Source organism: Neisseria sp. P0022.S010, assembly GCF_051956635.1.
Genome location: NZ_JBQCXF010000213.1, coordinates 1 through 4,911 on the forward strand (window position 1 = coordinate 1; position 4,911 = coordinate 4,911).

The window sequence follows — 4,911 nt, forward strand, 5'->3', positions numbered from 1 at the left end:
GTTTTATTCATCAGATGATAGTTTATGTTATAGGAGCTAAACCATTTCTTATTTGCTCTTCGATTTCATCTAACATCTGATAACGCTTACGATACATAGACCGTTTTTTGCTTTCGATTTCCTCAAAATCTTTACGCACCGGCTCTTTTGGAAGATGCCATAATCCATCAACACCCTTTTGAGCACCATGCTCCTGCCAAAATTGGTCATAGTTCATTTTGACACGTTTCTTCAAGCGCCAACGTAGCTTAACTTGCCTATCTTGTGTGATACCAATCACACCATCCAGCTTTAATGCAATAGCAAAATATTGCAATGCATGCACCATCAATTGCTGAGGACGCAATCCATGTAGCTTCTTAGTTAAATCCCGTACGGTATCTTTCGCCTCTTCTCCTGCTGGTCCCTGAAGGGAGGCTGCAAGCAGCATATTATTTACAAAGGCGAATGTTGTCATATACAGACGTCTTCCATTGCTTTCTCGTAAAGAAAGAGACCACATTCCCTCATCGACACAATTGTCATTTCGGTTAAGCCAAATCTCAAGGCCGTCTGAAGGTTTTGCCAAAACAATATGAAAGGAACGGGTTTTCATACCCATTACTCTTTCTTTTCCAAACAGCTTTTCTGCAGCCTCAAAATCTGACTGCATAATTTTTAACCTATCATGACCACTAAATTTCTTATCAACAAACTCATGTATCAAAGGATAGGCATCTTGGGGCATTTGACTAAAAAAACTTTGGCATATTTCCGAAGCATTTACAAACTGCTCAAATGCCTTAATTTCTTTACGATACCACAATGTCCTCAATGTAAATTTTAAATGTTGCGTTTTAAACTTTGGTGCATTCTGATAAACAGTTTTAAATCCCGGAAAAGAAAACTTTTCAGGCATATAGACTCCCTACCCTTATTCCGGCGCTTTAGTGTGCCAATCGCTGTTCAGTTGAACTTGATGTGCTGCACCCAAAATTTTGGCTTCGGAGAAATAGTTGCCGATAAATTGCACACCAATCGGCAGGCCGTTTGCGCTGAAACCGGCAGGCAGAGTGAGTGCAGGTAAACCGGCAAGGTTCACGGCGATGGTGTAAATATCGGACAAGTACATTTGTACAGGGTCGTGGATGTCGCTGCCGAGTTTCGGTGCGGCAGTCGGCGCAGTCGGCGCCAAAATGAAATTACATTGACCAAAGGCCGTCTGAAAATCATTGGCAACCAGACGGCGCAGTTTTTGCGCTTTCAGGTAATAAGCATCATAGTAACCATGGCTCAATACATAAGCACCGATCATGATACGGCGCTTAACCTCACTGCCGAAACCTTCGGCACGGGTGTTGCTGTACATTTCTTCAAGGTCGCCGAATTGCGCTGCACGGTGGCCGTAACGTACGCCGTCGAAACGGGACAAGTTGGTACTTGCTTCTGCAGAGGCGAGAACGTAATAAGCGGGAATCGACAATGATGTTTGCGGCAGGGAAACTTCAACAGTCTCCGCGCCTTGTGCTTTGAGCAAATCGATAACGCTTTGCAAGGCCGTCTGAACATCGGCATCCGCGCCTTCACCGAAATATTCTTTAGGCAAACCGATTTTCAAACCTTTGAGCAGCTTGTCTAAATCACGGGTGTAGTCTTCTTTGTCACGCTCCAAACTGGTGGAATCGCGCTCGTCAAAGCTGGCCATGGCGTTCAACAAAATCGCACAGTCTTCGGCCGTTTGCGCCATAGGGCCGGCTTGGTCGAAGCTGGAAGCATAGGCAACCATACCGAAACGTGAAACCGTACCGTAAGTCGGCTTGATGCCGGTAATACCGCAATGCGATGCAGGCTGACGGATAGAACCGCCGGTATCCGAACCCAACGCAGCCGGTGCCAAACGCGCTGCAATCACGGCAGCCGAACCGCCTGACGAACCGCCGGGAACATGTTCAAGATTCCATGGGTTTTTGGTTGCGCCGTAGAACGAAGTCTCATTGGTCGAACCCATGGCAAATTCGTCCATATTGGTACGGCCAAGAGTCACCATGCCGGCATCCAACAGGTTTTGCACCACAGTGGCAGTATAAGGAGAGACAAAGTTATCCAACATTTTGGAGCTGCATGCACTGCGCCAACCTGTTTGGCAGAAAATATCTTTGTAAGCAACCGGCACACCGGTCAAAGCCGTTGCATTACCGGCTGCGATACGAGCATCGGCTGCTTTGGCCTCAGCAAGGGTTTTATCTTGATCGATGGTCACATAGCCATTGATGGCAGGGTTTTTCGCAGCAATAGCGGCCAAATATTCGGTCGCCAATTCGACTGCAGAAATTTGTTTGGATTGCAGCAGGCTGCTGGCTTGTTTGAGCGTGTAAGCGGTCATTGTGCCGTACTTTCTATAAAACAGTTTTTGCTTTCAAAACAGATATTGAAAACATCCGTTTAAATCAATAAATCGAGCCGTCTGAACAGAATATCCTTTCAGACGGCCTTGTAATAGGGGTTTGCCGATAAGCAAAGGCCGTCTGAAACCTTATTCTTCAATCACTTGAGGAACGATATACAGACGGTTGCGCACTTCGGGGGCAACAGCCTGATATTCTGCAGCGTGATCGGTTTCAGTCACTTTATCTTCGCGCAGGCGCAAAGCGGCTTCATGCGGATGCGCCATGGGTTCGATGCCGTCGGTATCGACGCTTTGCATGTTTTCAACCATGGCGAAAATGTCATTCAACTCGGCAAGCGTTTTGTTTTTTTCTTCGTCCGTTAAAGTGAGGCGCGAGAGTTTTGCTATTTTTTCCACATCATTTAAGCTTAAAGCCATAAAAAATCCTTGTCTGATAGCAATGCCTCTTGGGTTTGGGGTATCATTGCATTTCATCTTCTATGAAGCGAAGAATTATAACCGAAAACCAAACAGGTTGGCATGGTGTTTTAATTCAGACGGCCTTTTAAGGGGGCATTTATCCGTCTAAAACTGTGTACCTGTTTTTCTTATTTTAAATAATGCTAAACACATCCGGGCTGGGCCGGAATTTCAGGAATCCTATGTTTCGCCTTTTATCTCGTTTCCTCTCTAATGATATTGCCATCGACTTGGGCACGGCCAACACGCTGATTTTTGTACGCGGCAAAGGGATTGTTTTAGATGAGCCGTCCATGGTTGCGATTCAATCCGGCGCAGGCAATAAAAGTAAAATTATAGCCGTGGGCACGGAAGCCAAAAAAATGCAGGGGCGTGCGCCGCGCAATATCGAAATTGTCCGCCCGATGAGGGACGGTGTGATTGCCGATTTTGTGATTACCGAGCGTATGCTAGGGATGTTGATTAAAAAAGCCACCGAAGGACGGTCTTTGGTTCCGCCTCGTGTGGTTATCTGTGTTCCGGGCGGCTCTACCCAAGTGGAACGTAAAGCAATTTTGGATTCCGCATTTGCTGCCGGCGCGGCAAGCGTGCATTTGATTGAAGAACCGATGGCCGCCGCTTTAGGCGCGGGCTTGCCAATTGAAGATGCGGCAGGTTCGATGATTGTCGATATTGGCGGCGGTACGACTGAAATCGGTATTCTTTCGCTGGGCGGCATGGCCTATTCTGCTTCTGTCCGCGCAGCCGGCGATGAATTCGATAAAAGCATCATCCATTACCTTCGCCGCCATCGCGGTGTCTTGATTGGCGAAGCTACGGCCGAAGAATTGAAGAAACAAATCGGCTCGGCCTCGGGCTTTGAAACCGAAACAGCCATGCGCATTAAAGGCCGCAATCTGGCCGAAGGTACGCCTAAATCCTTGGCTGTTACTTCAACTGAAATCCGTGAAGCATTGAGTGAAACATTAAATCAAATCATCCGTGCCGTCCGTCTGGCTTTAGAACAGGCTCCACCCGAACTGGCCGGCGACATCGCCGACCGCGGTATTATGTTGACCGGCGGCGGTGCGCTTCTGCACGGTATCGATACCGTCTTGGCCGACGCAACCGGCCTGCCCGTCGGTATTGCCGACCAACCTCTGAACTGCGTTGCCTATGGTGCCGGCAAGGCTTTGGACTATATCGGCAAATGGGATGATACCGTATTCACGGAAAACCCATAAGGTAGATGGTTATGGAACGCTCTTCTTTGCGCTTTGACGAGGCAAAAGGCCCTAAGCTGTTGCCTCGTTTTGTCGTTTATATTGCTCTGGCTGCCGGTCTGATGGTAGCTGATTACCGCTTTTCATTAATGCAGCCTGTACGCGCGGCAGTCATGCCTATGCTCTACCCTGCTCAATGGCTGGCGAATCAACCTGTTCAACTTTATCAATATTTTGCCGACCTCTCCCAGTCCAAATCCGAGCTCTTGGAACAAAACCGCCAGCTTTTGGAAGAAAATGGCCGTCTGAAAATCGATTTACAGCGAGATAAAGTCAATACCAATGAATTGCGCGAATTAAAAAAACTGTACGGTTTGCAACAAAAAGGCATTCACAACGTTATCGGTGCGGAAGTCATTTCCAATGGCAAAGATCCACTTTCCGAAAGACTGATTATCGGCAAGGGCAGTCAAGACGGTTTGAAAGTTGGCGACGCGGTCATCGATCAAAGCGGTTTGATTGGCCTGTTGACACAAGTTCACACACAAAGTGCGGAAATTGGGTTGATTTCAGGCGGACAAAGCATTGTCCCCATAGCCGTCAGCCGCACCGGTGAACGCAACTTGGCATACGGCAATGGCAACGGTTTGGATTTGCGCTATTTCCCAACCGGCTCCGACTTGAAACCCGGCGATGTTCTGCTGACTTCCGGTTTGGACGGTACTTATCCGGCAGGTATTCCCGTTGCAACCGTCAGCAAGGTTGTCCGTGCATCGGGAACGCCTTATTACGATACGCAACTGACGCCTTTGGCCGCTTTACGCAGCAGCCGTTTTGTCTTGGTACTTTCTTCCGCCCCTTCTT

The 4,911-nt window shown here is 48.0% G+C and carries 5 protein-coding genes; 2 read left to right on the top strand and 3 right to left on the bottom strand.

Annotation, left to right across the window (positions count from 1 at the left end; genetic code table 11):
- Positions 1 to 22: 22 nt before the first annotated feature.
- The 3 genes from ACTHUT_RS13885 to gatC form a co-directional block, all read right to left on the bottom strand.
- The gene (locus ACTHUT_RS13885; RefSeq protein WP_440418913.1) at positions 23 to 898 is read right to left on the bottom strand and encodes a VirK/YbjX family protein; all 876 of its coding nucleotides are present in this window, start codon (positions 896 to 898) and stop codon (positions 23 to 25) included.
- 15 nt (positions 899 to 913) lie between these two features.
- On the bottom strand, positions 914 to 2,362 hold the full coding sequence (gatA, locus tag ACTHUT_RS13890) for an Asp-tRNA(Asn)/Glu-tRNA(Gln) amidotransferase subunit GatA (RefSeq protein ID WP_250600934.1): 1,449 nt from the start codon (positions 2,360 to 2,362) through the stop codon (positions 914 to 916).
- A gap of 150 nt (positions 2,363 to 2,512) precedes the next feature.
- Complete coding sequence (gene gatC, locus ACTHUT_RS13895; RefSeq protein WP_063075405.1) at positions 2,513 to 2,803, bottom strand: Asp-tRNA(Asn)/Glu-tRNA(Gln) amidotransferase subunit GatC; 291 nt, start codon at positions 2,801 to 2,803, stop codon at positions 2,513 to 2,515.
- A 224-nt stretch (positions 2,804 to 3,027) separates the two neighbouring features.
- Between gatC and ACTHUT_RS13900 the strand changes: the two genes are divergently transcribed.
- Entirely contained in the window at positions 3,028 to 4,068 is a 1,041-nt protein-coding gene (locus ACTHUT_RS13900) for a rod shape-determining protein (protein ID WP_250600936.1), read from the top strand.
- An 11-nt stretch (positions 4,069 to 4,079) separates the two neighbouring features.
- Positions 4,080 to 4,911 (top strand): rod shape-determining protein MreC (gene mreC / locus ACTHUT_RS13905; RefSeq protein ID WP_440418914.1); only part of this gene is annotated, 832 nt, incomplete at its 3' end.

Coding starts and splice junctions, on each gene's coding strand:
- ACTHUT_RS13885 (WP_440418913.1), bottom strand. CDS start 898: ATGCCTGAAAAGTTTTCTTTTCCGGGATTTAAAACTGTTTATCAGAAT.
- gatA (WP_250600934.1), bottom strand. CDS start 2,362: ATGACCGCTTACACGCTCAAACAAGCCAGCAGCCTGCTGCAATCCAAA.
- gatC (WP_063075405.1), bottom strand. CDS start 2,803: ATGGCTTTAAGCTTAAATGATGTGGAAAAAATAGCAAAACTCTCGCGC.
- ACTHUT_RS13900 (WP_250600936.1), top strand. CDS start 3,028: ATGTTTCGCCTTTTATCTCGTTTCCTCTCTAATGATATTGCCATCGAC.